Annotated in this window: 16 protein-coding genes; 8 read left to right on the top strand and 8 right to left on the bottom strand. The window is 43.1% G+C overall.

Annotation, left to right across the window (positions count from 1 at the left end):
• Nucleotides 1-197 precede the first annotated feature (197 nt).
• Nucleotides 198-1,046, bottom strand: coding sequence for a photosystem I biogenesis protein BtpA (btpA, locus tag AACU25_RS31520; protein ID WP_045868803.1), 849 nt, complete (start codon nt 1,044-1,046; stop codon nt 198-200).
• Between the two features lie 668 nt (nt 1,047-1,714).
• On the opposite strand from btpA, the gene rimO reads away from it, so the two are divergent.
• Nucleotides 1,715-3,034, top strand: a complete 1,320-nt coding sequence (gene rimO, locus AACU25_RS31515; RefSeq protein ID WP_096582433.1) for a 30S ribosomal protein S12 methylthiotransferase RimO — start codon at nt 1,715-1,717, stop codon at nt 3,032-3,034.
• A 79-nt stretch (nt 3,035-3,113) separates the two neighbouring features.
• Nucleotides 3,114-4,649, top strand: coding sequence for a DEAD/DEAH box helicase (locus tag AACU25_RS31510; RefSeq protein WP_096582431.1), 1,536 nt, complete (start codon nt 3,114-3,116; stop codon nt 4,647-4,649).
• A 508-nt stretch (nt 4,650-5,157) separates the two neighbouring features.
• Here the strand turns inward: AACU25_RS31510 and AACU25_RS31505 are convergent.
• A complete protein-coding gene (locus tag AACU25_RS31505; protein WP_096582429.1) occupies nt 5,158-6,117 on the bottom strand; it encodes an aldo/keto reductase in 960 nt (319 codons plus the stop codon).
• 527 nt (nt 6,118-6,644) lie between these two features.
• Here AACU25_RS31505 and dnaK point away from each other — a divergent pair.
• From dnaK to AACU25_RS31490, 3 genes are all read left to right on the top strand, one after another.
• On the top strand, nt 6,645-8,555 hold the full coding sequence (gene dnaK, locus AACU25_RS31500; RefSeq protein ID WP_096582427.1) for a molecular chaperone DnaK: 1,911 nt from the start codon (nt 6,645-6,647) through the stop codon (nt 8,553-8,555).
• 318 nt (nt 8,556-8,873) lie between these two features.
• Entirely contained in the window at nt 8,874-9,518 is a 645-nt protein-coding gene (locus AACU25_RS31495; protein WP_096582425.1) for an acetoacetate decarboxylase family protein, read from the top strand.
• A gap of 339 nt (nt 9,519-9,857) precedes the next feature.
• Nucleotides 9,858-11,120: an HhoA/HhoB/HtrA family serine endopeptidase gene (locus AACU25_RS31490; RefSeq protein WP_096582423.1), complete on the top strand. Its 1,263-nt coding sequence runs from the start codon at nt 9,858-9,860 to the stop codon at nt 11,118-11,120.
• Between the two features lie 153 nt (nt 11,121-11,273).
• On the opposite strand, the gene glgB is transcribed toward AACU25_RS31490, so the two are convergent.
• From glgB to AACU25_RS31475, 3 genes are all read right to left on the bottom strand, one after another.
• Complete coding sequence (gene glgB, locus AACU25_RS31485; RefSeq protein ID WP_096582421.1) at nt 11,274-13,568, bottom strand: 1,4-alpha-glucan branching enzyme; 2,295 nt, start codon at nt 13,566-13,568, stop codon at nt 11,274-11,276.
• A gap of 276 nt (nt 13,569-13,844) precedes the next feature.
• Nucleotides 13,845-14,159, bottom strand: a complete 315-nt coding sequence (locus AACU25_RS31480; RefSeq protein WP_096584321.1) for a hypothetical protein — start codon at nt 14,157-14,159, stop codon at nt 13,845-13,847.
• A gap of 615 nt (nt 14,160-14,774) precedes the next feature.
• Nucleotides 14,775-15,008, bottom strand: coding sequence for a hypothetical protein (locus tag AACU25_RS31475; RefSeq protein ID WP_096582417.1), 234 nt, complete (start codon nt 15,006-15,008; stop codon nt 14,775-14,777).
• 518 nt (nt 15,009-15,526) lie between these two features.
• On the opposite strand from AACU25_RS31475, the gene AACU25_RS31470 reads away from it, so the two are divergent.
• Complete coding sequence (locus AACU25_RS31470; RefSeq protein WP_096582415.1) at nt 15,527-16,231, top strand: hypothetical protein; 705 nt, start codon at nt 15,527-15,529, stop codon at nt 16,229-16,231.
• A 212-nt stretch (nt 16,232-16,443) separates the two neighbouring features.
• Nucleotides 16,444-18,288, top strand: coding sequence for a peptidoglycan D,D-transpeptidase FtsI family protein (locus AACU25_RS31465; RefSeq protein ID WP_096582413.1), 1,845 nt, complete (start codon nt 16,444-16,446; stop codon nt 18,286-18,288).
• Nucleotides 18,289-18,382: 94 nt separating this feature from the next.
• Here AACU25_RS31465 and tsaE read toward each other — a convergent pair whose 3' ends face one another.
• Nucleotides 18,383-18,865, bottom strand: a complete 483-nt coding sequence (tsaE, locus tag AACU25_RS31460) for a tRNA (adenosine(37)-N6)-threonylcarbamoyltransferase complex ATPase subunit type 1 TsaE (protein ID WP_096582411.1) — start codon at nt 18,863-18,865, stop codon at nt 18,383-18,385.
• Nucleotides 18,855-20,225: a gluconeogenesis factor YvcK family protein gene (locus tag AACU25_RS31455; protein ID WP_096582409.1), complete on the bottom strand. Its 1,371-nt coding sequence runs from the start codon at nt 20,223-20,225 to the stop codon at nt 18,855-18,857. Before AACU25_RS31455 ends, tsaE begins: the two co-directional genes overlap by 11 nt.
• A 171-nt stretch (nt 20,226-20,396) precedes the next feature.
• Between AACU25_RS31455 and ruvC the strand changes: the two genes are divergently transcribed.
• Nucleotides 20,397-20,888, top strand: coding sequence for a crossover junction endodeoxyribonuclease RuvC (gene ruvC / locus AACU25_RS31450; RefSeq protein WP_045867713.1), 492 nt, complete (start codon nt 20,397-20,399; stop codon nt 20,886-20,888).
• A 292-nt stretch (nt 20,889-21,180) separates the two neighbouring features.
• On the opposite strand, the gene metH is transcribed toward ruvC, so the two are convergent.
• Complete coding sequence (gene metH / locus AACU25_RS31445) at nt 21,181-24,726, bottom strand: methionine synthase (RefSeq protein WP_096584318.1); 3,546 nt, start codon at nt 24,724-24,726, stop codon at nt 21,181-21,183.
• Nucleotides 24,727-24,759 lie beyond the last annotated feature (33 nt).

Here is a 24,759-nt window from a genome sequence, read left to right as displayed (position 1 = left end):
AAACTTGATTGGGGGTTGGGGTTGGGGGTTGGGTTTAGGGATTGGGTACTGAGGATTGGGGATTGGGTACTGGGGATTGGGTACTGGGTTCATGAGGATTGGTTGCTTCCCCTTCTCCTCTTTTCCCTGCTCCTGCTTTCCCTAGTCCCTAGTCCCTAATTCCTAGTCCCCAGTCCCTAATCCCTAGTCTCCAGTCCTTAGGAACGAATAGTTACTGAGGAAACTGATTTAGTTTCACCCTTAGAGTTCCAACTCCGGTGTGCGGCTTCTACAAATTGACTGACACGTATCGGGTCAATTGGTTGGTCGATTCTACCGTGACGTTTTAGGGAACTGGAAACGATGACACCATCTGCGGCCTGCATTAGTGTAGCAATGTTTTCCCAATTCGCCCCACTGCCAATAAAGACTGGCGTGCCATTAGCAGCACCACAAGCTAGTTCCAAATCTTCGATGTTAGGCGGGCTACCAGTAGCCCAACCTGACAAAATCACTGCATCAGCCAAACCCCTTTCAATTGTGTCTTTGACAGCAACCGTGAGATTGGGAGAACTTAAAGGGCGAGCGTGTTTCACCAATACATCGGCCAGAATTTTAACATCACTGCCTAACTCTCGCCGATAGCGGAGTAATTGATGGGCTTCTCCCTCAATTAATCCTTGGTCGGTTGCCATCACTCCAGTAAGAACATTGACGCGAATAAATTGCGCCCGCACACAACTGGCGATCGCAATTGCACTTTTCGCATCGTTCCGCAACACATTTAAACCAATCGGCAATGTCACTAAATTCTGTATTTGCTGCACCACTACAGTCATGGCACTCACGACCGCCGGATCGACCTGATTTTTGGTAAAGGGCGCATCAAAAAAGTTTTCGACAATAATCCCGTCCACCCCACCACTTGCTAGGGCTGTGGCTTCTTGTTCGGCCCGGTCAATCACGGTTTTGAGGTTACCTCCCCAGCGGGGCGAGGTCGGCAGTGGTAATAGGTGAACCACGCCAATAATTGGTGTTCGAGTTTTAAATAGCTGATCTAAGTCCACGTCTTTAACCGCTTCGCGGAGTCCACAGTACATCAGTCTAGAGTCTAGAATTGTTTGACCATGACTAATGACTAAATGACTAATGAATAATTGATTTGATTATGGACGGTTTCCCGCCTCCTCCCTAGGATGGAAATTAGCGTAAAACCTTCCATAAGATATGTTAAGATAAAACCTGACTACAAGAGGAGTTTGCAACTCACAAGACGCGAGGCAGCTTCCCACGGTTTAGGTCTATCACCTGCGGACTTCGTAGGCAAAGCCTGATCTGAAGGGTAGCATTACAGCTTGATTAGGCGTAGTCGCGAGCGAACGCGATTTCCCTGAGGGTAGCGACTTCTCACAACCAGCCCTTTGGGCGGCTTCCCGATGGGTAAATTAACAACGCACGCGCCACGGTAATGTAAAATACCAATAGGCGAATTGTTAAAAAACATAACAAGTGTCAAAGGAATCTAAGACACTGAGTATTACCCTGGGAAAACAGATTAATAAAAGCATCATAACATGACCTAAACATTGGTACGGGTCATAGGTTTGCAGACGGGGACAGGCAATGCTAACCTTCCACTTTAGTACTGTCACTTCGGGGTGCAGAAAAAACAAGAGCGCCGCAAACGCTCGACTGTGTTTGAAGACAAGAAAAAAAGTGAAAATTTTTTCAAAATATGGGTGACAAGCCAACAATTGCAATTTCTCACCTAGGCTGCGAGAAAAATAGAGTTGATACAGAACATATGCTAGGGCTGCTGGTCAAAGCAGGCTATGGCGTAGATAGTAATGAAGAATTAGCAGATTACGTTATTGTCAATACCTGTAGTTTTATTGAAGCAGCCCGAGCAGAATCTGTTAAAACTTTGGTAGAGTTGGCAGAGGCGAACAAAAAAATCGTAATCACAGGCTGTATGGCCCAGCACTTCCAAGAACAATTATTGGAAGAGTTACCAGAAGCCGTGGCCGTAGTAGGTACAGGCGATTATCACAAAATTGTAAATGTAATTGAGCGGGTAGAACAAGGAGAACGGGTAAAGCAGGTTAGTATTGAACCAACCTATATTGCCGATGAAACTACACCGCGCTACCGCACTACAACCGAAGGCGTAGCTTATCTGCGAGTGGCCGAAGGATGTGATTATCGTTGTGCGTTTTGTATTATTCCTTTTTTGAGAGGAAACCAGCGATCGCGGACGATTGAATCCATTGTTGCTGAAGCCCAGCAATTAGCTAGTCAAGGGGTACAAGAAATTATTCTGATTTCCCAAATCACTACTAATTATGGTTTGGATATTTACGGCAAGCCCAAGTTAGCCGAATTATTGCGCGCCTTGGGAGAAGTAGATGTACCGTGGATCAGAATGCATTATGCTTATCCCACGGGGTTGACACCAGATGTCATAGCAGCGATCCAAGAAACACCAAATGTTTTACCTTACTTAGATTTGCCTTTACAACATTCTCATCCTGACATTCTCCGCGCCATGAACCGTCCCTGGCAAGGGCGAGTCAACGATGGGATTATTGAACGCATTAAAAAAGAGCTACCATCAGCGGTACTAAGGACAACATTTATTGTTGGTTTCCCTGGAGAGACAGAAGAGCATTTTGAGCATTTACTTCAGTTTGTCCAGCGACATGAATTTGACCACGTAGGCGTGTTTACTTTTTCTCCCGAAGAAGAAACCCCAGCCTACAAGCTGCCAAATCAGTTACCTCAAGAAGTGATGGACGATCGCCGAAACCGCCTCATGGAACTCCAACAGCCGATTGCTTGGCAGAAGAATCAACAGGAAGTAGGCAAAATTGTTGATGTCCTGATTGAGCAAGAAAATCCGGAAACAGGAGAATTAATTGGTCGTTCTGGGCGATTTGCCCCAGAGATTGATGGACAGGTCTATGTCGTTGGCCAAGCGAAGTTAGGAACAATCGTGCCAGTAGAGATCCAAAGTGCGGATACATACGACCTCTACGGTCAAATTGTCAATAACTAATTTGTCATTTGTCATTTGTCAATAACTAAAGACCAATGACTAAATCCCCAAAAATCAAAAATAAAATCTAGGAGAGTTAATGAATCTTTCGTTTCAAGAACTAGGCATTTCACAAGAACGTGTTGAACAACTAGAAAAAATTGGTTTCACCACACCAACCAATATTCAAACTCAAGCAATTCCCCAACTGCTAGCTGGACGCGATGTGGTTGGACAATCTCAAACCGGAACTGGTAAAACCGCAGCTTTTTCATTGCCAATACTAGAACGGCTAGATGTGACTCAAAGAGCCGTGCAAGCGCTGGTATTAACACCAACTCGTGAATTAGCCATGCAAGTTCACGATGCGATTACCCAATTTATTGGTGATGAAGGATTGCGGGTATTAGCAATCTACGGTGGTCAATCAATTGATCGCCAAATTCTACAACTGCGACGTGGTGTCCACATGGTTGTGGGTACTCCCGGACGGGTAATTGATTTGCTAGATCGCGGTTGTTTGAAGCTCGATCAAGTGAAGTGGTTTGTGTTGGATGAAGCCGATGAAATGTTGAGCATGGGCTTTATCGATGATGTAATTAAAATCTTGTCCCAAGCGCCAGAAGAACGGCAAACAGCGCTATTCTCAGCTACCATGCCACCATCAATTCGGCAATTGGTCAACAAATTTTTGCGATCGCCTGCGACAGTTACCGTTGAACAGCCAAAAGCTGCTCCCACCAAAATTAATCAAGTAGCTTACCTGATTCCTCGCCACTGGACAAAAGCCAAAGCTTTACAGCCAATTCTGGAAATGGAAGATCCAGAATCAGCATTGATATTTGTCCGTACCAGACGCACCGCAGCCGAACTCACCAGTCAGCTGCAAGCAGCCGGTCATAGTGTTGATGAATACCACGGTGATTTATCTCAACAAGCCAGAGAACGCTTACTCAGCCGCTTCCGCAATCGCCAAGTCCGCTGGGTAGTAGCAACCGATATTGCGGCTCGGGGGTTAGATGTAGATCAACTGTCTCATGTGATCAACTACGACTTACCCGATAGCGTAGAAACCTACGTCCACCGTATTGGTCGTACTGGTCGTGCTGGTAAAGAAGGAACAGCCATTTCACTAGTACAACCATTTGAGCGCCGCAAGCAGCAAGTCTTTGAACGCCATAACCGTCAAAGTTGGCAATTGCTTTCAATCCCCACCAGGGCCCAAATTGAAGCGCGGCACATCAATAAATTACAAGAGCAAGTTAGAGAAGCATTAGCTGGCGAACGTTTAGCTTCATTCTTGCCCATAGTCAGCGAACTGATCGAAAAATACGATGCTCAAGCGATCGCAGCTGCAGCATTGCAAATTGCTTACGATCAAACTCGTCCAGCTTGGTTAAGTTCAGACATTGAAATTCCCCAAGAAGACAATCTCCCGACTCCTAAACCCAAGTTGGTAAAACAGCGTCGTGATGGTTCAGGCGATCGTTCCCGTTCCAATTGGAGCAAATCAGATAACATTGGCGAAGACGAAAGACGTTCTACTCCCAAGCCAAAATTGCGCGCAGGCCGTCGTGATGCTTCCCCAGTTAATCACAAGCTAGGTTCATCTTCAGCTAGAGAGTCTGCTTCATAAATCAATAGTCAAGGGTCAAGAGTCAAGAGCGAGAAATTAAGGAAATTTAGGTAAAAAGTACCCGACTCTAACTAATAGTTAGGTGGTGCGTACTTCACAGTTTTGACTTTTGACTTTGAACTTGTTGATGATTTGTTCACAACATCATCAAAGATGGATTAGCTATAGCCTGATAGTAAATCTTTCAGGTTTAGAGCGTTGGTATTACAGAGATTTTGGGTAAATAGTAGGCTGGGCAACCTTCATAATGAAGTTGCAAATCAGATATTTGTGAGTGCCCACCCTACAAAAATTTCCCGTATTTTATTTATAAATCGGCATTGTAATACCAGTTGAAAAACCAAATGAGACGAAGATATTAAGTAGGGACGCAAAGCTTTGCGCCCCTACTCCTGTTGCTGCATTAAAACAATTATTTGCAGCCAAATTCTGGAGAATTATTATTACTAAAAATTTTGAGTTGAGAATTGAAATTGCAACTCAAACTTAGCTATTTGCCAAAAAAATTTTACAACCAAGGGCGACTAACTCTTTCTAATTCGCTCACTTCATCATCGCTCAGTCTCCAGCCTAAAGCGCCTGCATTTTGTTTGACTTGTTGCGCTGTTTTTACCCCAGCGATAGGAATTACATTACCTTGAGCAATTAACCAATTTAGAGCAACTTGAGCAGGAGTGCGCTCATATTTTTCTCCAAATTTTTGTAGTAAAGAAATCACAGGTGAAATTTTTTGTAGCCCTTCTTTACTAAATCGTGAGTCTAATTTTCTGGCACCTGTGGGGGTTTCACCAGCATTGGCTGTGTATTTACCTGTGAGCAATCCCTGGGCTAAAGGACTATAAGCCAAAATTGTCACACCCAATTCACGCGCTGTGGAAAGAATACCTTGGCTTTCAATTTGACGAGATAGCAAAGAGTAGCGGACTTGGTTAACTGCTAAGGGTACTCCTCTAGCCGCTAAAATTTGTTGTGCTTCTCGCATTTGCGCTGCGGAATAATTACTTACACCAATTGCGCCAATTCTACCTCGCTGCACTTCATCGGCAAGGGTGTTCATCAGTGTTTCTTGGCTTAAAAAGAAGGTAAACGGCCAATGCACTTGATAAAGTTCAATTCGCTCTAATTGTAGGCGCTTAAGGCTTTCCGTTAAAGCATCAGAGACAGATTGTCCCGTAAAGCGCCAGGGTAGAGGCCCAAATTTTGTAGCAATTTGCACTGGTTGCTGGGTTTCTTGCAAAAATTGCCCCAGCAGAGTTTCGCTGATTCCCAATCCGTAGACTTCTGCTGTGTCAAAGAAAGTCACGCCAGCTTCTAGCGCGGCTGTAAATGCTTCTTTTAATTGTTCTGGCCCGTAGCCATCTCCATAATTCCAAAAAAGTTTATCACCCCATGCCCAAGTTCCAAGGCAAAGGGGTGTAACAATCGGGCCATTTTTCCCCAATGTGATGGTTTCCGTGTTTGTAAACATTTAGTTTTGTTACATTTATTTACATTTTTAGTCTAGCGTCACTTACTCAGAGCGTAATCAATCGGCGGATGGGGATGAGGGAGGCTAGGAAAAGCAAGGGAGCAGGGAGCAGGGGAGAAATAATTAATGACAAACACTTATTACCAATTACCAAACACCGAACACCAACCAAAAAATGCCATGTAGTTCATTATAAAGACGGCAAACCCCACTCTGGTGTTACGGTTCACCCCAATTCCTGAAAGTATTAATTCTCATACATTAGTACACAGTGAAAGCAAATCAATTCATGAGCCAACTAAATAGATTCTTAAATTTAACCGTCCCAATCAAGGTTCGGGAAACCCCCCTTAATGGACTGGCTATATAAGCTCAGTATATATATCAGCATATTATGGGGTCTTAACTCCGAAAACCAAACCAAAGGTATTCATGCTGAACTGGCTGCTTCTCTCAGCACAGTTGGTTCAAAAATTTAGTCCTTAATAATCCCATTCATTTGTAGTTATACGGAGCCAGCGCTAAAAATGGCAAAAGTAGTTGGAATTGACTTAGGTACAACGAACTCCTGCGTCGCAGTCATGGAAGGTGGTAAACCCACGGTTATTGCTAATGCAGAGGGTTTTCGGACAACACCATCGGTTGTAGCATTTGCGAAAAATGGCGATAATTTGGTAGGACAAATTGCCAAACGCCAAGCGGTGATGAACCCAGAAAATACTTTTTATTCAGTGAAGCGCTTTATTGGTCGCCGCTTTGATGAAGTTACAAACGAAGCTACAGAAGTTTCCTATAAGGTATTAAGCAGTAGCGGTAACGTTAAACTAGATTCTCCTGGTGCTGGTAAGCAATTTGCTCCTGAAGAAATTTCTGCGAAAGTTCTACGTAAATTAGTTGAAGACGCTAGCAAATATCTTGGTGAAACAGTTACTCAAGCTGTAATTACCGTACCCGCTTACTTTAACGACTCCCAACGTCAAGCGACCAAAGACGCTGGTAAAATCGCTGGTATTGAAGTATTGCGGATTATCAACGAGCCGACTGCGGCATCTCTAGCATACGGATTCGATAAGAAAAGCAACGAAACTATCCTGGTATTTGACCTTGGTGGTGGTACCTTCGACGTATCTGTACTAGAAGTTGGTGATGGCGTATTTGAAGTACTAGCTACCTCTGGTGACACCCACTTAGGTGGTGATGACTTCGATAAGAAGATTGTTGATTTCTTAGCCGAACAGTTCAAAAAAGACGAAGGTATTGATCTCCGCAAAGATAGACAAGCCTTACAACGTTTGACCGAAGCCGCAGAAAAAGCCAAGATTGAGCTTTCTAGCGTTACTCAAGCGGAAATTAACCTACCCTTTATCACTGCTACCCAGGATGGGCCAAAGCACCTGGATACAACCCTCACCCGCGCTAAGTTTGAAGAACTTTGTTCTGACTTAATCGACCGTTCCCGCATCCCTGTAGAAAATGCGCTTAGAGATGCCAAATTAACTAAAGACAATATCGATGAAGTTGTCTTGGTTGGTGGTTCTACCCGGATTCCCGCAGTCCAAGAGTTGGTGAAGCGGTTGTTAGGTAAAGATCCTAATCAAACTGTGAACCCAGACGAAGTGGTAGCTGTTGGTGCAGCAATTCAAGCAGGGGTATTAGCTGGTGATGTTACTGGTATCTTGTTGTTAGACGTAACACCACTATCTTTAGGTGTTGAAACCTTGGGTGGTGTGATGACCAAGATTATTCCTCGTAACACTACAATTCCCACCAAGAAATCGGAAGTATTCTCCACAGCAGTGGATGGTCAAAGCAACGTAGAAATCCATGTTCTCCAAGGTGAACGGGAATTTGCTAACGACAACAAGAGTTTGGGAACCTTCCGCCTTGATGGTATTCCCTCAGCACCACGGGGCGTACCTCAGATTGAAGTGATCTTTGACATCGACGCTAACGGTATCCTCAACGTAACTGCTAAGGATAAAGGTACTGGTAAGGAACAATCCATCAGCATTACAGGTGCTTCCACTTTGGATAAATCTGATGTTGACCGGATGGTGAGAGAAGCTGAACAAAACGCTTCTTCCGACAAAGAACGTCGTGAGAAAATTGAACGTAAGAACCAAGCTGATTCCTTGGCTTACCAAGCTGAGAAGCAGTTGCAAGAATTAGGTGATAAAGTTCCTGAAGCTGACAAAACCAAAGTTGAAGGTTTAGTCAAAGAACTGCGTGAAGCAGTAGCTAAGGAAGATGATGAGCAAATTAAGAAGCTGACACCTGAATTGCAACAAGCACTATTTGCAGTTGGTAGCAACATCTATCAACAAGCTGGTGGTGGTGCTGCGCCTGGTGGACCCAGCCCTTCGGATGGTGGCCCCACTCCTCCTCCTTCCGGTAGCGGTGATGATGTAATTGATGCTGACTTCACTGAAAGCAAGTAATTGATCTGGTGGTTAAGGATGCGTAGGCATAGCCCGTCGTAGACATCGCATCCTTAACTCTTCTTACCCACCTAAGCATTAGCCTGGGTGGGGATTTTTTTTAGGTAATCAACTGCTACCTATTAATAAAGAGGTAAATTATACCAATTCAAATAATGTTGGCGACAGATAAATTCTTTGTAAGGGCACGGCATCCGCAATCTTTTGGTATGTCAAATATCTTACTGGTGCCGTGCCCCTACTCATCTGTCGCGTTCTTTTTTCAAAATGGTATTACCTTCACCCTAATTAATTTTGAATTTTGAATTTTGAATTACTATGTCCTATCCACAAGCACCTTGGATACTGCAAGGCGAGGCTGTGCAGACTCTGCATTTAGTCAATGTTGAGCAAGTGCGGTCTTTAGTTCCTTTAGAGTTAGATATTATCTCTGTCTGGCCTGGTAAAACTGTTGCTAGTGTCTATTTATCCTATTACGGTTCTAACTCAGTGCTGGAGTATAGCGAGTTAATTGTTGTTCCTGCAGTAGTTAGTTATCAGGGTAAAATAGGCGGTTGGATTTCCCATATTTATGTAGACCATGTTGATTCGGTAGCTGGAGGTCGGGAAATTTGGGGATTACCAAAAGAATTAGCTGATTTTGAATGGCAAGAAAACAATGTAACTGTTCGCCAAGGAAACCGCAAGTTGTGTACTCTCAATTACACTCAACAAAGTTTGGCGTGGCGGCAATCGTTAGATGCTTCTGGTTTCAGTGCTATAAATAATGATTTATTATTATTTTCAGTCGGAATGAAATCTCGCTTGGGTTTGATTAGTTCAAAGCTAGAGGTTCCCCGAGAAAGTCCTTTTGCGGGAATAGGTTTAGGTCAGCCATTTTTAACTATAAGTTCTCAAGAAATGAGCTTAAAAGTAAGTGCGCCGGAAGTGGTGGGACAGCGCAAAGTTGAAGTAATTTTATAGATAAAATTGCTGAGAAGCGATCGCACTCACAGCAAGTTTGAGATATCTCAGTTTTTTTAATTCTACTCCGGCGCTGTTTCACATCAGCGCCATACCTCTGCAACAGAACTGTCAAAAACAATTTTTATAATTAGTAGTAAATCTAACTATCGCTGCGATCGCTGTTTATAGTTGCAATTAAAGCTAGATGTGAATATTTAGTTTTAGCAACGGCATAAAAACACGGAAATAATTTCTACTATCAAGAACTATTTCACACCAGAGTAATATCCGTGCAACAAAAGCGTCAAAAACGATATCTATAATTAGTAGTACATCTAAATATCCTTCCAGACAGCAATGCAAAACCAACCACGCGACGGAGACAATTTCTCAAACAACAATTCATTGAATACATCTGGTACTAAACACCGTAATCATGCACCCTGGACTAAGGCAGCTGCCTCTCTTTCGCTGGTGCTGCTGGGATCTGGGATGACATTGGCAGGTGGCTATTTAGCTGGACAGCCTCAAAAGCTATCTCAGAGTGCATCGAATTTGGCAGTTAGTCCAGTAAATGCTGCACCTCCAATTACAGCAGGTACAGACCCCAACTTTGTCACAGAGGTAGTGCAAAGAGTAGGCCCGGCTGTGGTACGAATTAACTCTTCACGCACAGTCAAAACTCAGTTACCAGAAGAATTTAACGATCCATTTTTCCGCCGTTTCTTTGGTTCTCAACTACCACAAGGAAACCAAGTACAAAGGGGTACTGGTTCTGGCTTTATCATTGGTAAAGATGGTCGGATTTTGACTAATGCCCACGTAGTAGACGGTGCTGATACTGTGACAGTTATTCTCAAAGATGGTCGCAGTTTTCAAGGTAAGGTATTAGGCAAAGACGAGTTAACAGATGTTGCTGTGGTGAAAATTCAAGCAGATAATTTACCAACAGTCAGCCTTGGTAACTCTGACCAATTGCAACCAGGACAATGGGCGATCGCGATCGGTAATCCTCTAGGGTTAGATAATACTGTCACAACCGGGATTATCAGCGCTACCGGACGGAGTGGCAATCAAATTGGTGCGTCTGATAAACGAGTTGAATTTATTCAAACCGACGCAGCAATTAACCCCGGTAACTCTGGCGGGCCTTTGCTGAATTCCCGTGGTGAAGTCATTGGTATGAATACCGCCATTATTCAAGGCGCGCAAGGCTTGGGCTTTTCTATCCCCATCAATACAGCACAACGTATTTCTAATCAACTAATAGCTACAGGTAAAGCACAACACCCATATTTGGGAATTCAAATGGTGGGTTTGACACCGGAATTAAAGCAAAACATCAACTCAGATCCTAATAGTGGTTTGAGTGTGGCAGAAGATAAAGGTGTTTTAGTTGTGAAAGTCGTGCCGAATTCACCAGCAGCTAAAGCCGGAATTCGTGCAGGTGACGTGATTCAAAAACTCAATGGTCAAACAGTAACAGACGCTAGCAGTATCCAAAAAGCTGTAGATAATAGCGAAATTGGTGGCGATGTGCGCTTAGAGTTGCGACGCAATGGGCAAAATGTCAGTGTTGCGGTGCGTCCTGGTGCTTTCCCAACTAATTTAGTGCAATAGTACTGAGTCGGGATGATCCGAGAATCAGATATTTAAGGGAAAGCGATCGCAAATTTGCGATCGCTTTTTTATATGATCGGTGTCTATGCAATAACTTTTACCTAGTCAAGAGTCAAAAGTCTATGCAAACAACTTTTGACCCTTGACAATACCTTAAGCCCCCAAAGCTGCTACTGTCTTCTCCTGATCCAACTTGAGAATTAATACTCCCAAAGGTGGTAAACACAAGTCTAAGGAATAAGGACGATTGTGTAATGACCAATCATCTGTCCATTTACCGCCCAAGTTACCCATGTTACTACCGCCATATTGACGGGAATCACTATTAAATAACTCGGTATAAAAGCCTTTTTCTGGTACGCCTATACGGTAATGAGAATGGGGTTGAGGTGTAAAATTACAAACCACAACCACAAAATTTTCTGAATCTTTGTCACGGCGAATGAAGGAAACCACACTATGACGGTTGTCGCTACAGTCAATCCACTCAAAACCAGGTTCGGCAAAATCTTGGGTGTATAAGGTTGGTTCGCTGCGGTAGAGGTGGTTCAACTCTTGGAAAAATTGTTTTAACTGTTGGTGTGGCTCATATTGCAGCAAGTGCCATTCTAAATCACCCCACACATTCCACTCGCTCCATTGCCCAAATTCCATGCTCATAAACATGGTTTTCTTACCTGGGTGAGCGAACATATAACTAAATAAACAACGTATATTAGCTAACTTCTGCCATGTATCCCCTGGCATTTTGCCAATCATATTGCTCTTACCATGCACGATTTCATCGTGGGACAGAGCCAGCATGAAGTTTTCGCTGTGGTTGTACCACATACTAAAAGTGACATTGTTTTGATGGAACTGGCGGAACCAAGGGTCCATGCTGAAGTAGTCCAGCATATCGTGCATCCAACCCATGTTCCACTTTAAGTTAAAGCCCAGACCACCTGTGTAGGTAGGCCAAGATACCATTGGCCACGAAGTGGATTCCTCTGCAACGGACAGCGCGCCAGGAAAATAGCTGAAAATTAGATAATTTACCTGACGCAGAAACTCGGCAGCTTCCAGATTTTCCCTACCACCATACTGATTAGGTAGCCATTCTCCCGGTTTACGGCAATAGTCGAGGTAAAGCATAGAAGCTACAGCATCGACGCGAATACCATCAATATGGTATTTGTCAAACCAGAAGAGGGCATTTGCTACTAGGAAATTACGCACTTCGTGGCGCGAGTAATTAAATACCAGCGTTCCCCATTCTTTATGTTCGCCTTTACGCGGGTCAGCGTGTTCGTAGAGGTGACTACCATCGAAGAAAGCTAAACCATGTCCATCTTTAGGGAAGTGGCCGGGAACCCAATCTACAAGCACACCGATGCCATTTTGATGACATTGGTCAACAAAATACATGAAATCTTCAGGAGTACCAAACCGAGAGGTGGGCGCATAGTAGCCAGTCACCTGATAACCCCAAGAGCCATCAAAGGGATGCTCTGCAATTGGTAAAAGCTCTACATGGGTATAACCGAGTTCTTTAACGTAGGGAATAAGTCTCTCGGCTAGTTCGCGATAGGTGAGGAAACGTGCGCCGGGTTTAAGTTCAGAAACTACAACTACAGGTTCAGTTTCACCATTGGGTAATTTTGCAGGTTCCGCAGTAGAAGCGTGTAACCAAGAACCTATATGCACTTCATAAACTGACACAGGCTGAGTTAGAGGATCGGTATGTCGACGTTTTTCTAACCAGTCGCGATCGCTCCAATTGTAACTATCTAAGTCAGTGACAATTGATGCAGTTTTTGGACGAGGTTCCTGTTGGAAACCGTAAGGATCGGATTTTTCGTAAATGTGACCTTCAAAATTTTTGATTTCATATTTATAGTGTTCTCCCACTCCTAATTCAGGAATAAACAATTCCCAAACGCCAGTGGGGCCTTTTCGCATTTGGTGTTTGCGTCCATCCCAGCTATTAAAATCTCCCAACAGAGAAACGTTACGAGCATTGGGTGCCCAAACTGCAAAATAAACGCCCTTTACGCCATCTACTTCTGTGACGTGCGCTCCCAACTTTTCATAAATTCGGTGGTGATTACCCTCACCAAACAAATGTAAATCAAAGTCTGTTAAGTGCGGAGATCTAAAAGCATAAGGATCGTAGGTGACACGCTCATGTTCCCCTTCTTTAATCCGTAACTGGTAATTTGCTAGTTCTCCCGTCTCAATAATGCATTCAAAAAAATTCGGATGGTGGGCTGTTTGCATTGGGTACTCTTTGCGTTCCTGTGGAATCACAACCCAAGCCGCACTTGCATTTGGTAAGTAGGCTCGCACCGCCCAGACATTTTTGCCATTCTGCTCTATGAGATGAGAACCCAGTACTTCAAAGGGGTCTTGATGTTGATTCCAAACGATGCGGTTAACCTGTTCAGGAGCGATCGTGGTCATGGACATTAAAGCTACCTACTTGAAATAAAGTGATTGACTAAAAAGGCTTTTGTAAAATATATATATATTCTTTACATTTATTTGCAATTTTGTCGCCACCGTTATCGTACATCAGAAATGGGTAATGGGTAATTGGTAATGGGAGATTGGGGACTGGGGAACTCGGGGCCCCCTCTGGGGATAAGGGGTAATAGGGATTGGGGACTGGGGACTGGGGACTAGGGAAAATAATTGAATAACTTTTGACTTTTGGCAAACCCCAAACACCAAACACCAAATGTATTAAATTCCTAAAAAGGGGAAAAGTTGGAGCAAGCCTTTACGTATTCTGAGTAAGAAGATTTGATCCCGAATTTTGGGATCTAGCTGTCGGGGTGGGATGACTTGTAGTTGCTCTTGTAATTGAGCGTATTCGGCGGCAGTTAGCGGTTTACCATCAACAGGCGATCGCGCTTCTATAATGATCTGTGTGCGTAATATCTCTTCTGGTATGTCTTCTACTGGTGGTAATGCCATTGCTTTTGTCCCCCAATGGCTACTTAAACCCACCAGAATGGTGATACTAATGCTCAAAAGGAAAAATTTGATCCGCTTCATAACACCTCGCAGCGGGACTAGAGGAAAAACAATAGAGACGAAATTAATTCCATCCCCATTAGCTTTGGCAATCAAATCCTGTAACTGAGATTGGGGTTGCTTGATTCTATCTACTTTGATATTTTCAAACCCTATCGAGCGCGATATCTAGCAACTTATATATTTTTGACAAATTTTGAATGCAATTTTGAATATTTAATTTACTTATAGTTGAGAGCAAGTTGGGCTGGAAAATAATGCTTAACGATTGAATGATATATTTTCTTCTATCTTGCAGGATTCAGAATAAATATAGGGGAGTTAGCTGCTCGATTGTTGAGAATTCCCAATTTCGTGCAAGCTAAACGCTATCTAGGCTAGAGAAAGTGCGCGCACTCTAATAGTCAAAGCTCTGAATTACCCAAATCATTGAATAGAAAGGCATTGGCTCAAAGTAATACACCTCTTCACCAATGCCCTCTATGTTGGAAATTCAGTTAACAAAAACTTGAGCTAACTCAAGTTTTCATTTAGCAACACGAGATTACTTAGTTATTAATCTCCACTACATAGCGCAAGCGATGCAGTGAACATCGTAGTTACTAACTTGTTTTGAGCTTGAGTAAGATCGAGCTACTAGGGGGTCTTAGTTGGAGTAGCTGCAGGAGTAGTTGCAGTAGATGGGGTAGTCGCTGTAGTAGTTGGGGCTTTGGTTGCAGTTCCAGAATCAGTGGGTTCGCCTGTAGCTGCTGGACTGGTTGTGGCAGTACCACCAGTACCACCTTCGCCACCACCGCCACCACCTTCACAAGCACCTAGAAATGTTGCCAGACTTAACATTAAAGCCAAACCAAAGATTTTTGTTTTCATAACTCCTCGTTCACCATTTATGGCAAGATAAAATTTTCGCCTGATGAATACGATACCCTATTTGTTGCTTTTTTTTAAAATCCTTTGAGGTACATATTTTGCAGGCAATACAATCAAAGATTTTTTCTTGAGGGTAACATTATCAGCAGGCTTGGGTAATTAGTTTCTCTTAACTAAGCAAGAAGATAACTTAATCACTCCAGTTGAGATTTGGATAATTAGGTAGCAATTCGGGATATCATACCAAAAATTGTGATGTTGTCGCAGACACTTGCCGCTTGCTGCCCAGCATTGCCATACTTTAGAGGCGATGCCCAAAGGTTTCAGTTGTCCTGGTGCAGTTCGCTGATTGCTAGTATTGCAATACTCAAGTGATGCAAACCTTGGTGCAGCTACCTGTCAAAACACTGAAAAGGGTTTAGGGTGTTATTTGTGCTGATTGCATAAGGGGGATTGGAACCTTAGCAAAAACAGACAACCAAATCTAAAATACAGTTTTTTCACCTCAAGAAAAAGTTATGGCTGCTGTTCGTAAATCAGCTGTTTCTGCAACGGGTAATTGGTTTCGACGAGATTCTACTCCTTCTGGAGTGAAGAGGCGTTCAGCATATAGAAACTCAGCTGCGCCTAGAATGTCTCAACCTGCTGTTGAACCTTCACCAGTACCCTCAACAAGACAACGGCGTTCCTCAAAAAATGTATCTGTTGGTTCCACAAATGGCTTGGTTATGCCAACTACCATGCCGTCTGGTAAACAACAAACTGCTAATCTCAAAGGGCAATTAAGTACTGCGAGTACTGTACATAAAAATTCCCGGTTGGGTTTCCTCAAGTTGCCGGGAACGAATAACTCTAGCAATTTACCTGTGTGGCTGTTGCGCTTTTATACATTACATCGCTATTCCTCTGTGCTGACATTTTTGTTAGTAGCAACAACACTCATGGTTTATGGTTGGACAGTTTATTCACAAGAGCTTTGGAGTCAGGGATATCGGAGATTGCAAAGCCTGCAACGCCATGAACGGCAGTTGACGACAACTAACGCCACCCTAACTAATAAAATGGCGCAAGAAGCAGAACAACCCACAGCAGGATTTGTATCCCCAACTCCAGCGCGTACAATTTTCTTGCCGCCTGCCAATAATAATCCTAATTCCACACCTACTGAGACCACACCTAATTTGCCAACGCAGCCGCCAACTTCCTCGCAGCTGGGATATTAAATTTAAAAGTCATGGTCATTAGTCGTTGGTCATGAGGATTAATACCAATTCGTAATTTGTAATTTGTAGCTCTTCGTAAGTAATTCGTAGTTTGTAATTATGAAAGTCAGATTTAATCTATGTTTAGAGGGTTTAATCTGTTGCTCTATTAGAGAGAATTGGTATAAAACTTGTGGCTCATGACTAATGGCAAAGGACATGGATAAATCTAAATGCGTAAGTCACCAAGTAGAAGTAAATTCCAAAATTTTCGGACTGCCAATTTTACCCGGCAGAGGAAGGGTACTCAACGAGGGTTAATAGAAAAGCCTACTCCTACCAGCCAAGAACCAATACCCAATACGAGAACGCGACTGTTGATCGCATGGGGTTTATTGATGGCAGCAGGGTTAGGTTTAGCAATTAATTTGTATCAACTACAAATAGTTAACGGAGCAAAACTCACAGAAAAGGCGCGCAAGCAACAAATGGTGAATTTGCGACCTTTTATGCCCCGTCGTCCAGTTATAGATCGTGGTAATAATTTGTTAGCAATTGACCGTCCTGTATATACGGTCTTTGCTCATCCCAAGTTATTTGATAAACCTAATGAAGAAATAGCACAGCTGCTGGCACCTATCTTAAATAAAGATGCTGCTGACTTGGTGAAAATATTTGAAAGTAAAAAAAGTGGTATTACATTAGTTCCGGCATTACCCGAAGAACTTGCCGATCGCTTTATGCGGTTAAATTTAAATGGGTTTGAATTTGTGCAAAAATACGCCAGATTTTACCCCCAAGAAGATTTAGCTGCTGATATCGTAGGTTATGTTAATCTTGACCGCCGTGGTCAGGCTGGAGTCGAATATAGTCAGGAGAAGTTACTCGAACGTTCTGTGCAAACGGTGCGCTTAAGTCGTGCTGGAAATGGTGCATTAATGCCAGATCATGCACCAGAAGGATTTTTGCACTTTGATGACTTGCAATTACAACTAACTATCGATAGTAGGTTGCAAAGGGCAGCTCGTTCTGCACTCAAACAACAGATGGAAAAGTTTGGTGCAAAACGAGGTGGAGTAATTGTCATGGATGCAGCCGACGGTTCCCTATTGGCTTTGGTTTCCCAACCTAGTTACGATCCAAATCAATATTCTAAAGCCGATATTTCACTATTTAAAAACTGGACAGTAGCGGATCTGTACGAACCAGGCTCGACTTTTAAACCCTTAAATGTCGCGATCGCTCTCGAAAATGGTGTCATTAGATCAGACGATACCTTTAACGATCCTGGTTCAATTCAAGTAGCTGACCGCATTATTAAAAATGCTCAGAACAAAAGCTACGGGCGGATTAATATTGCTCAAATTTTGCAACATTCTAGCAATATTGGCATGGTGCAAATTATCCAAAGATTACAGCCCAATATTTACTACAACTGGCTAGAACGCTTGGGGTTAGGTCAAACTGTTGATACAGATTTACCTTTTGAAGTTGGAAGTCGCCTCAAAAGCCAAGAAGAATTTATTTCTTCACCCATTGAACCTGCAACCACTTCCTTTGGTCAAGGCTTTTCTTTAACTCCATTACAGCTAGTACAAATGCATGGTGCTTTAGCTAATGGCGGTAAATTAGTTACGCCTCATGTCGTCAAAGGACTAGTTGATAGCAAAGGGCAGATGCATTATTTACCTAATCGTCCCATGCCACGGCAAATTTTCTCACCTGCAACCACCCAACGGGTAGTAGAAATGATGGAAACTGTGGTTTCGGAAGGGACTGGTAAAGTAGCACAAATTCCTGGCTATCGCATCGCAGGTAAAACAGGTACAGCCCAAAAAGCAAGTGCTTCTGGTGGTTACCAAGTAGGGGCAAGAATCACAAGTTTTGTGGGAATTTTACCTGTAGAAGCTCCTCGTTATGTAGTTTTAGCTTTAGTAGACGAACCAAAAGGAGAAAACGCCTATGGTTCCACCGTGGCTGCACCAATTGTCAAAGCTGTCATGGAAGCCTTGATTCCCATTGAACAAATTCCCCCAAGTTCAACAGTGAATCCAGTACCAGCAGATACGGGGAATTGATTGAGGGGGGTAATGGGGACTGGGGACTGGGTAATGGGTAATGGGTAATGGGTAATGGAAAATTCTCCCCTGCTTCCTCTGCACCCCTGCTTCCTTATCCCCCTGCTTCCCCAGTCCCTAATCCCCAGTCCCCGATCCCCACATTGTATGGAGTAATTTCGGCAAGGCGATCGCCTTCATTGCCATAAGTTAAATAAATGCTCAAATAACTATCTGGTTGGTAAGGCATCCTTTCTGACCACTCGATGGCGACAATTCCCGGTGTCACCTCAAAGCCTTCCCAGTATGTTTCTAAGTTTAAGGCGGCAACTTCTTGTGGTTCTAAACGATATAAATCCAAATGGTAAAGAGGTAGCCGTCCTTCTGTATATTCATTAATAATTGTAAAAGTAGGACTGACAATAGACTCAGTAATTCCTAAACCCTGGCCAATGCCTTGTACTAAGGTAGTTTTACCAGCACCTAAATCACCTTCGAGTAAAATTACACTGCCAGCATGAAGAGATTTTCCCAGAGAAATACCCAAATTTAGGGTTGCTTCTGCATTGGCGAGGATAATTTTGGTTTTATCTGCCATGATGCGCTCCACTGTACCACCGCAATAAAACTCGTGCTAGTTTCTGGGGATTGTGTCGTACACAACCTGTTTCATCTTCAAATAAAATATTCGCTGGCACAATTCTACGTCCTAGTTGGGTGACAGCTTCGCGATCGAGGAAGACAGGATGGGAATTTTGTTGAGCGTAGCGGATGAGTGACTTAGCTGAGGGGGATTTTTTATGTACCAGCACAGCATCGAATAGCCGTCTTCCTCCTGTAGATGCATCAATAGCTCTGATATGGTCAGAAACAGTATAACCTTCAGTTTCTCCTGGTTGAGTCATAATATTGCAGACATAGATGCGGAGAGCATCAGTTTGTGCGATCGCATCGGCAATTTCTGGTACTAACAAATTCGGAATCAAGCTTGTATAAAGGCTACCCGGGCCAATAATAATATAGTCAGCTTCTTTAATGGCTCTAATTGCGGCTGGTAAAGCTGGCGGATTTGCTGGAATACAGCCAAGTTTCACAATGCGTCCCCCAGCTTTGGGAATGCTAGATTCACCTTCAATCCGGCGACCATCGGCTAATTCTGCCCACAGACGCACATCGCTGAGAGTAGCTGGTAAAACTTGTCCTCTGACTGCCAGGACTTTAGAACTAGCTGCCACAGCCCGTTCTAAATCCCCAGTAATATCACTCATTGCAGTTAAAAATAAATTACCAAAACTATGGCCATTTAAACCATCTCCAGCCCGAAAGCGATATTGAAATAATTCTGTGAGTAATTTTTCTTCATCTGCTAACGCTGCCAAACAGTTGCGAATATCCCCTGGTGGTAGAACGCCAAATTCTTGGCGCAAGCGTCCAGAAGATCCACCATCATCAGCAACAGTTACAATGGCCGTAATATTAGCGCTGTAAGTTTTTAAGCCCCTTAGCAAAGTAGAAAGACCTGTACCACCACCAATTACCACCATTTTTGGCCCTCGGTACAAGCGGTGATGTGCCAACAGTACATCAATTAATTCTTCTTCACCTTCTGGTCTTAATACCTTAGTAATTGAGCCGACAGTGCGGGTTTGTCCCCAAAGCAGCAATAGCAAGCCACACAGTAGTACCAAAGGGCCACTAATATAGTTGGGTAAGAGGTCACTCAGAAAGCTCAGAAACCCCTTAAGTAATTCTATAGTCCAAAAAATTGGGGTCAGCTTAATCCAAATAGCTAACCCCAAACTCGCCAGCAATACTCCTCCAACACTGATGAGTAACCAACGTTTAACCGATAAACCTGGGGATAACCACTTAAACCATTGGTTGACTCGATGGGAAGTGCGGCCGCGTGACTGCTGTTGCAGAGAATTAATTGCTTGTCTAAAAAAACCGATTGACATAGCTAGTTGGGAGCAGTGGGACAAATAATAATTAACAGAAAATGTAACTAAGTGGTTTAAATACCAAGTATAGACTTATGAAAAATTTTCATCTCTATAGACTTTGAGTAAATCATCAAAGTTGCCAGCATTTACCCTCAGATCACAATTTATTGAGTAAAAGCGAATTTAATGGAAAAACGCATTTTAGGATTAGATCCCGGATTAGCAATTTTAGGATTTGGGGTAATTAACTGCAAAAAAAATGAAGCCAAGATCCAAGACACAACCGTTCAGATGGTTGATTTTGGCGTAATTAGTACACCCGCAAATGCGGAGATGGGACAACGGCTGTGTACCTTATTTGACGATTTGCACACCCTGATGGAAGAGTTGCAACCTGACTTAGTTGCGATCGAGAAATTATTCTTCTATCGTATGTCAAGTACTATTCTGGTTGCACAAGCACGGGGTGTAATCATGTTAGCTTTGGCACAGCGTCGTCTCCCTTATGTGGAGTTTACCCCTGCCCAAATTAAACTAGCGTTAACGGGATATGGTAATGCTGAAAAGTATGAAGTGCAAGAGGCAGTGGCAAGAGAGTTAAATTTGGAGGATATACCTAAGCCAGACGATGCCTCAGATGCCCTGGCTGTGGCTTTAACGGCATGGTTTCAAGTTTAACTTTAATAGAGTTGGAAACTAATTCGTATATTGTAAACTAACACAAGATTTACGTAAAAAGCTTATGCTTAAAATGTAAAATTTTAAGTAGGGATTTAACAAAAAATTTTAGTTTCCCACTTTATTATTGTTTACAACTGAATAAGTTCAGAGTTAAGCCTTTAATCCTAAATTGTTGCAAAACTGTTTCAAAAAGAATTACTCAAGATTGAGGATAATTAGAGATTGAGTTACTTTTCAAATAACCCAATCTCCGCTTTGAGTGCGAAACTAAGCCCTCAAGACTAAATGTCTAAGCGCTAAAGTACTTCGCTACTGGATGATAAGTAATAATCGCCGTTGTAGACTGTTCTGGATAAAGTTGCTCGCTTTCATCCATATACAAGTTAATCCTGTCAGTCTCCAATAGAGCCAGTTGCTTGTACTGATCCTGAATATTTGGACAAGCGGGATAGCCGAAACTATACCGGGAACCACGATAACGCTGTGCGAGGATATCTCGAATATTATCCGGCTCCTCAGCAGCAAAACCCAACTCCCTACGAATGCGGGCGTGTGTCCACTCTGCCAAGGCTTCTGCTACTTGCACCGCTAAACCGTGAAAATACAAATAATCGGTGTATTGATTATCTGCAAATAACTTCTGGGCGTATTCTGTTGCAATTTCTCCTACAGTTACCGCTTGCATAGGGAAGACATCAATGATTCCCGAATCTTTGAGTGCAAAGAAATCTGCAATACACAGCCGCTTCAAAGACTTCTGCCGAGGAAATTCAAAACTTGCTTTTACCTCTGCATTCTCTGCGCCTCTAGAATTCGGATCGTAAACATACAAAGTATTGCCCTCAGACTGACAAGGAAAATACCCATAAATTACTTGAGGATGCAACAGATTTTCATTGATAATCTTCTGTTTCCACTGTTCTAAAATCGGGTAAACCTTTTCGCCTAAGAAAGCTTGATATTCTTCCTTTGTTTGTTCCTTGGGTTTGCGGAATTGCCATTGTCCGGCAATTAAGGCTTGCAAATCTAAATACCAGAATAATTCTTCTAAAGAAATATCTTCAGGCTGCAATAACTTTGTTCCCCAAAAAGGTGGAGTCGGACGTTCAATATCTACTGCTACAGCTTCAGAACGTCTAGTATCAATTTCAGTGCTGAGTTCTGAGTGCTGAGTTTTGGGTTTTGAGGTTTTAGTTTTGGAGGATGAGTCTTGAATTGCAGGTTCATCTGTGACGACTTCATCTAAAAATCCTTGCAAATCATCCCAATTACCAGCAGTTTTTGCTGGCATTAATTTATCCATGAAATGCAAATCAGAGAATGCATCTTTGCCATAAACTACTTTACCTTTGTAAGTATTTTGGCAATCTTCATGCACAAATTTTGGAGTCAGTGCTGCACCACCTAAAATTACGGGGACTGTAATTCCTTTTTCGTTGAAAACTTCTAAGTTTTCTTTCATGAAGGCGGTAGATTTTACTAGCAAACCACTCATAGCAATACAATCAGGTTTGTGCTGTTCGTAAGCTTGAATGATGCTTTCTACTGATTGTTTAATGCCTAAATTAATTACTTTGTAGCCGTTATTAGAAAGAATGATATCCACTAGGTTTTTACCAATGTCGTGGACATCACCTTTCACTGTGGCAATAATGACGGTTCCTTTGGCATTATTCCCAGCCTCAGATTTTTCCATAAAAGGTTCGAGGTATGCTACCGCCGATTTCATGGTTTCCGCTGACTGCAACACAAAGGGTAACTGCATTTGTCCGGAACCGAACAACTCACCTACCACTTTCATCCCATCCAAGAGAAAGGTATTGATAATTTCTAGAGGAGGATAGATTTCTAAGGCTTTTTTGAGTTGTGTTTCTAAACCAATGCGTTCGCCGTCAATAATATGACGCTTCAACCGTTCTTCAATGGGGAGATTTTGATCAACGCCTTTATCGCGTTTTGTCGTCACTCCCGCAAACACAGTGGTAAGTTCTCCCAAAGGATCGTAAACGCAGACATCACCCTCAAACCGCCGCTCATCATAAATCAACTGCTGACAAATTTCTTGATGGCGTGGTTCAATCTTGGCAAGTGGTAAAATCTTGCTAGCGCTGACAATGGCTGCATCCATGCCCACGCTCATCGCTTCGTGTAAAAACATCGAATTGAGCACAATCCGGGCGGCGGGGCTAAGACCAAAAGAGATGTTAGAAACACCCAAAATTACGTGACATCCTGGCAATTCTTGGCGAATGCGGCGAATCGCTTCAATAGTGGCTTTACCATTGGCTCTATCTTCCTCAATCCCTGTAGAGATAGGTAAAGCTAAGGTGTCAAAGAAAATTTCCTCGGGAGCAATACCATATTCTACAGCTTGACGATAGGCACGTTGAGCGATCGCAAATTTTTTCTCGGCGGTGCGCGCCATTCCTTCTTCGTCAATTGTGCCAATTACTACTCCAGCACCGTATTTCTTCGCTAATTCCAACACCTTAAGGAAACGCGGTTCGCCATCTTCGTAGTTGGTGGAATTGAGTAAACATTTACCACCAGCGACTTTTAACCCGGCTTCCATCTTTTCCCATTCAGTGGAATCCAGCATCAAGGGTAATGTCACATTATTGACAATGCGCGAAACTAGTTCGTGCATATCCCGTACCCCATCACGCCCCACATAATCGACGTTGACATCTAAGACATGGGCACCTTCTTTGACCTGCGCCCTCGCCATCGAAACGAGTCCATCCCAATCTTCGGCGTTTAGCAACTCGCGGCATTTTTTGGAACCACTGGCGTTGAGGCGTTCGCCCACAATTAAGAAAGAGTTATCTTGCTCGTAGGGCTGAGTGGTGTAAATTGATGCGGCTGCTGGTTCTAAGCTAGGCTGTCTAACTTTCGGCTTTAGTTCTTTGGCAATTTCTGCTAATTGTTGAATGTGTTCTGGACGTGTCCCACAGCAACCCCCAATCACTTGGACACCCAAATCTTCAACAAAATGCATCAAAGACATCCGTAATTCCATCGGTGTTAAGCGGTAGTGGGCTTTACCACCAACGTTTTCTGGTAAACCTGCGTTAGGAATACAAGAAACAGTAAAAGGTGAATGTTCTGCCAAATATTTAATATGTGGCTTCATCAAATCTGGGCCAGTAGCACAGTTGAGACCGAGAACATCAATGGCATAAGGTGCCAAAATTGTCAGGACAGCGCTGATTTCGGTTCCTACCAGCATTGTCCCCATACTTTCCATTGTCACCGATACCATCAACGGACGGCGATCGCCTTTTTTGGCAAATACTTCTTCAATACCGTTGAGTGCGGCTTTGATTTGCAACACATCTTGGCAAGTCTCAACAATAAATAAATCAACTCCGCCATCCCACAGCGCTTCTGCTTGTTCTGCAAAGGCTGTTTTTAACGTGTCAAAGTCGATATGTCCCAAAGTCGGGAGTTTAGTTGTGGGGCCAATAGAACCCGCTACAAACCGGGGTTTTTCAGGCGTAGAAAATTCTGCTGCTACACCCTTAGCTAATTCTGCGGCTTTCTTGTTCAGATAATATGTCTGATCCGCCAAGTCATATTCTGCCAAAACAATCGAAGTTGCACCAAAAGTATCCGTTTCAATGACATCTGCACCCGCAGCCAAAAAATCACGGTGAACCTTGGCGACAGCTTCCGGTTTAGTATGAATGAGGTATTCGTTACAACCTTCATACTGGGGCCCACCAAAATCTTCAGCCGTCAGGTTTTGGGTTTGCAGATTAGTACCCATTGCACCGTCAAAGACAATCACCGGTGCATCTGGACTATGTAAGCGTTCAAGAAAAGACTGAGTAATATTTGCCATGCGGAAATTAATTAGTCCTGTATT

The sequence above is a fragment of the Tolypothrix tenuis PCC 7101 genome, assembly GCF_963874875.1.
Lineage (GTDB): Bacteria > Cyanobacteriota > Cyanobacteriia > Cyanobacteriales > Nostocaceae > Aulosira > Aulosira tenue.
The sequence above is the reverse complement of the archived record's forward strand: the minus strand, read 5'-3'. Positions and strand labels throughout refer to the sequence as shown.